Origin of the sequence: Streptomyces chiangmaiensis (assembly GCF_036281785.1) — a bacterium.
GTDB classification, from domain to species: Bacteria; Actinomycetota; Actinomycetes; order Streptomycetales; family Streptomycetaceae; genus Streptomyces; species Streptomyces chiangmaiensis.
Genome location: NZ_JAYWVC010000387.1, coordinates 1 through 4,153, shown reverse-complemented (window position 1 = coordinate 4,153; position 4,153 = coordinate 1). Strand labels below are relative to the sequence as shown.

The 4,153-nt window shown below is 68.6% G+C and carries 4 protein-coding genes and 1 pseudogene; all 5 read right to left on the bottom strand.

All coding sequences use genetic code 11. From position 1 onward, the window contains the following. Nucleotides 1-148 precede the first annotated feature (148 nt). The gene (locus tag VXC91_RS43010; RefSeq protein WP_329512792.1) at nt 149-448 is read right to left on the bottom strand and encodes a hypothetical protein; all 300 of its coding nucleotides are present in this window, start codon (nt 446-448) and stop codon (nt 149-151) included. Then, nucleotides 445-1,512, bottom strand: a complete 1,068-nt coding sequence (locus VXC91_RS43005; RefSeq protein ID WP_329512791.1) for a site-specific integrase — start codon at nt 1,510-1,512, stop codon at nt 445-447. The genes VXC91_RS43010 and VXC91_RS43005 overlap by 4 nt, the downstream gene beginning before the upstream one ends. Before the next feature lie 189 nt (nt 1,513-1,701). Continuing rightward, a complete protein-coding gene (locus tag VXC91_RS43000; protein WP_329512790.1) occupies nt 1,702-2,538 on the bottom strand; it encodes a sigma-70 family RNA polymerase sigma factor in 837 nt (278 codons plus the stop codon). A gap of 501 nt (nt 2,539-3,039) precedes the next feature. Continuing rightward, nucleotides 3,040-3,707: pseudogene (locus VXC91_RS42995) on the bottom strand (class I SAM-dependent methyltransferase). A 50-nt stretch (nt 3,708-3,757) separates the two neighbouring features. Continuing rightward, nucleotides 3,758-4,153: transposase (locus VXC91_RS42990; RefSeq protein WP_329512789.1), on the bottom strand; the 396-nt coding region annotated here is incomplete at its 5' end.

Below are 4,153 nucleotides of genomic sequence, written 5' to 3'. Positions count from 1 at the left end.
TCGCACATCTTGGCGCGAGTGCCGCACCTGGATCCACACGCGGTGCGGTCAGGCTCGCCCGCCTGACCTATCGCCCCGACAACACCCATTCAAGTTCAGTAGCGCGCGAGAGGCGCACGGACTGGCCCCCGCCCGGGCCGTGCTCGCATCAGTCCGCCGAGGTTGCCCACTGCTTCCAGGCGATGAGTCCCCGCACGGCAGCGTCCCCGCGGGTCTCCCACGGGTCGCGGGATCCGTAGGGGCCGAGGGCGGCAACGTACTGGCGCCATCCGTTGCGTCTGGTGCGGCCCACACCTCCGTATGACGGGGTAACGACGACCAGGACGGTGCCGTCGGCTGCGATGACGTGCCAGTGGTTCGTCTCGGACCAGTCGGGCGCCTTGACCAGCGTGGCCCCGTCGATGACGACCTGGGCCTGCGCGAGGGTCAGGCGCTTGGGCGCGCTCATAGGACTCCATTCATGGCGTTCTCTTCCCAGCCGTCGACTTCCTCAAAGCACGTCTCCATGACGGCGGAGTTGTCGGCCCACCCGCCCTGGCGCGCGATCTCCTTGCGGTCGTTGCCCGCGCGCTTGGAGCTGGTGGCCGCGCCACGGCGCGGGGAGTGCCCGGTGGGCCGGAACTTCAGCTCCGCCTGGGCGCCGAGCCTGGTGACGACGTGGCCGATCGTCTCCGGTTCCAGACCGCCCTCCATGACGGTGTGCCAGCGCGGGTGCAGCGGCTTGTAGGCGAAGTCGTCGGAGTCGGTCAGGCCGGCCGCGTCCTTCCAGGCCCGCCAGGCACGCACGGGGCAGGTCGACGGACAGGTACCGAACTTCACCTTCACTTTGCGCGGCTTCACCTTGGACACGCGCACGTCGACCAGGAGCCCGTTCTCGTGCTCCCGGAAGTCGCGCAGGCGCAGGAACGCCACCTCATGCTCACGGCCCGCGATGGCGAACTGGGTCAGCGCGATGGAGCGGTCACGGATCCCGAGCCGGTTGTCGGGGGCGGCCTGGACCGCCTTGCGCAGGTGCTCCACCAGAAGCGCCGGCGCCGGACCGCGGCCGCGCTTCTCCTCCGTCTTCTCCAGCTCCTTCACCTTGGCCTTCAGCACGCTGCGGGCGCGGGAGGCCACCGTCTTGTCCAGGCGCAGCTTCAGCCGGGTGCGGCCGGTGACGACGACACCGGACAGGCGACGGTCGATGGTCGACGGCGCGATGAACGTACCGGGCTTCCATCCGGCCTGGACCCACAGCCATTCCACGAACGCGGTAAGGGAGCCGGGCGTGATCGCGGCCACCGGGAGATCGAGCAGGGCGCAGAACGTCTCCCACGCCTTCCAGTCGGCTGCGTACCCGTCCCGGGTGTTCTGCGGCGTCATGTTCTGCTCGTGCTCGCGACTGCGGTCCTCGAGCTCCTGAAGCCTGGCGAGGACCTCCGGAGCGAACTCCACCGGCGCGGTCAGGTCGGCGATCGCCGGAAGGATGAGCCCCGAGGCTGCCGCACGCTCAATGCCCGACCCTGTCACCATCTCACCCTAAAAATCCGTCATGCCCGATATTCCGTAGCAATGTTCGTCGCATCTTTAACCCGCATATGTGAGAGCTTATCCGGGAACCATGGCTGAGGGGTTCCGGAGAACACGACGGGATCACCGAAGAGGCCCGCAGCGACTCAGGCCCCCTCGGTGATCACCGGGCCACGTCCCGGCCAGCTGCGGCTACTGCGATCCAACGCCGTTCGAATAGCGATCCTGCATATAGAACTCCGGCGACGGGGATGTGCCCGCGCCCGAGCGGACGCGCCGCCGCGGTTGCTCTTCCTCGGTCCTTCCGGTGCGAAGTCGAAGCTGACGCTGTGCGCCGACCGTGACCAGCGCGGCGCCGAGCGCGGTGAGCGCGATCACCGCCGCAGACCACCACTGCCACGGCAGAAACAGCGTCGCTTTCCCCACGTCACCGCTCGCGGCGGGTTCGATCGGCAACATGCCCGACCTCAGCCACTGCACGGCGCAGCCGACCAGCACCAGAGCCAGCGCGCCCAGGGCCAGCTTCAGCGTGACGACCGCCCGGGACACGTGGGCGGCCACCGTCCCCGGGCTCCTCCCCATGACCTGAGCGGTCTGCGCCTGGGTGAGCTTCAGCGCCTTGGTGCAGAGCACCGCCGTGCGCTGCTGCGGCGGCAGGGTGTTCAGCGCAGCTTCCAGGTCCAGGCGCAGGTCGGCCGTGCCGCAGGAGTCGACAGCGGGACCGGCGGCCTCCAGCTGCACATCCACGGCTCTGGACCCGTAGCCCAGGCCGCTGCGATAACGCCGGGCTGCGTGCCGCACCTCGTTCCTGATGACGGCGAAGACGTACGGACGCGGCTTCTCGACCGGCTCGGCGCGGGCCAGGACGCTCTCGAGGGCGTTCTGCACCACGTCCTCGGCGTCCACCCACGCCGACGGGACGTCGAGGGCCGCGAGCCGCTTGCGGGCGTAGCCGACCAGCTGCCCGTACCGCTCGTCGACCAGGTCCGACACGGCCTCGGCGTGCGGTGCCGTCTGCTGCTCAGTCATGTCGCCCCTGCCTCGCCCCGCGGCGCTCACCGGCCGCGCCGTGGCCTGGCTCCTGCCTGGCACGTACCAGTTCCGCCTTGCCGGCCGCCCGGATGCGGAAGGCGATGCTCTGCAGCACGCTACTCAGCCCGGGCGCACACACGGCCACCAGAAACACGAGGACGGCGCCAACGCCCGTACCCTCCACGGAAAACCCCTCCACTCTGCGGCCCCGAGCGCCTCACCGTGAAGCAGCGGCCGTACGCACCCTGACAGTCCTTCGACCGCTGGATTCTTGACCCGACAGCCAAGATTTTTTGGATTTCGACGGCCTCCACGACACAGGCGGTTCGCTCCCGCCCCGGAGGGGCAGGATGCAGGCGTCCGTCGGACGGACTGGCGGCATGGAAAGAGGCCGCGCCCGACGGGCAGCTCCGCGCGCGTCGGCCGCCGTCGGGTCGGTGTCGAAACCACCCAACACGCTTCCCTCGCCCCTCCGAGACATCTCAGGGGGCTAGGAGGTCAAGCTGGCTCCTCGGTAGTCGGCTTGTAGGCCAGGAAACTGGCGAACTTCCAGTTCAGTTCCTCGTCGGGCTCCTGCACCAGCTGAGCGGTGATGGTGAATTCGGCCTGGCTCAGCAGCTCAGCGAGCTGGTGTGTGGGCAGCCGATACGACGCGTAGGACACGGGGTGGCCGCCATAGCCGTGTGTCGGACGGCGGTGCTAACCGGTGCCTACGTGGCCAGCGAGGAGGAGATGTCCGCCGGGTGCCAGGGTGCGGTGGAACTCGGCGAACACGACCGGCAGCAGGTCCGGAGGTGTGTGGTGGGTGGAGTAGTACGCCAGGATGCCGCCGAGCGTGTCGTCTTCGATCTCCAGCGCGGTCATGGAGCCCACGGAGAAGCGCAGGTCCGGATAGGTGCTTCGGGCCAGTTCGATCATCTTTGGGGATACATCGATGCCGAATGCAGAAACCCCCAGTCCGGCCATGTGCGCTGTTACTCTTCCGGGTCCGCAGCCCAGGTCGGCGACCGGTCCTCGGTCAGATGCCTGCACCAGCTCGACGAAGGCGGTCAGCATCGAGCGTGACAGGGGGTCCAGCTCAGACGGGGTCTTGACGAGGCGGCGTAGTCGTCGGCCACGGTGTCGTATGACTCCCGGACCGCGGCAAGGTAGGAAGGCTCAGTCACGCGGTGAATCTAGACGGGTGCACTGACAGCGCCTGTGACCGATGGCCGGCTCACGCAGGTGCTTGAGGGAGTGGGGCGAAGGCGTGTTGTTCGTCGAAGTGCTGCCGGGTCTGAAGGCAGTGGTGGAGCTGGCCGAGGAAGCGGTTGAGCAGGCGGCGCTGGGCGGCGTTGTACCAGTCTCCGTGCTCGCGTCGGCGCCGGTAGCGGGCGTTGGCTCCGGGGGAGGCCTGAAGGGCTGAGAAGGCCCAGAGGAAACCGGCGTTCATGAGCCGGTTGTTCTTGACGAAGCGGCGGCCGACGAAGCGTTTCTTGCCGGAAGCACCGGTGATCGGGGCGGACCCCGCGTAGGACTTCAGCGCTCTGGCGTCGGAGAAGCGGTTGCGGTCGTCGCCAATCTCGGCGAGGACGCGTGCCCCGAGCAGGGGCCCGAGGCCGGGGAAGCTGAG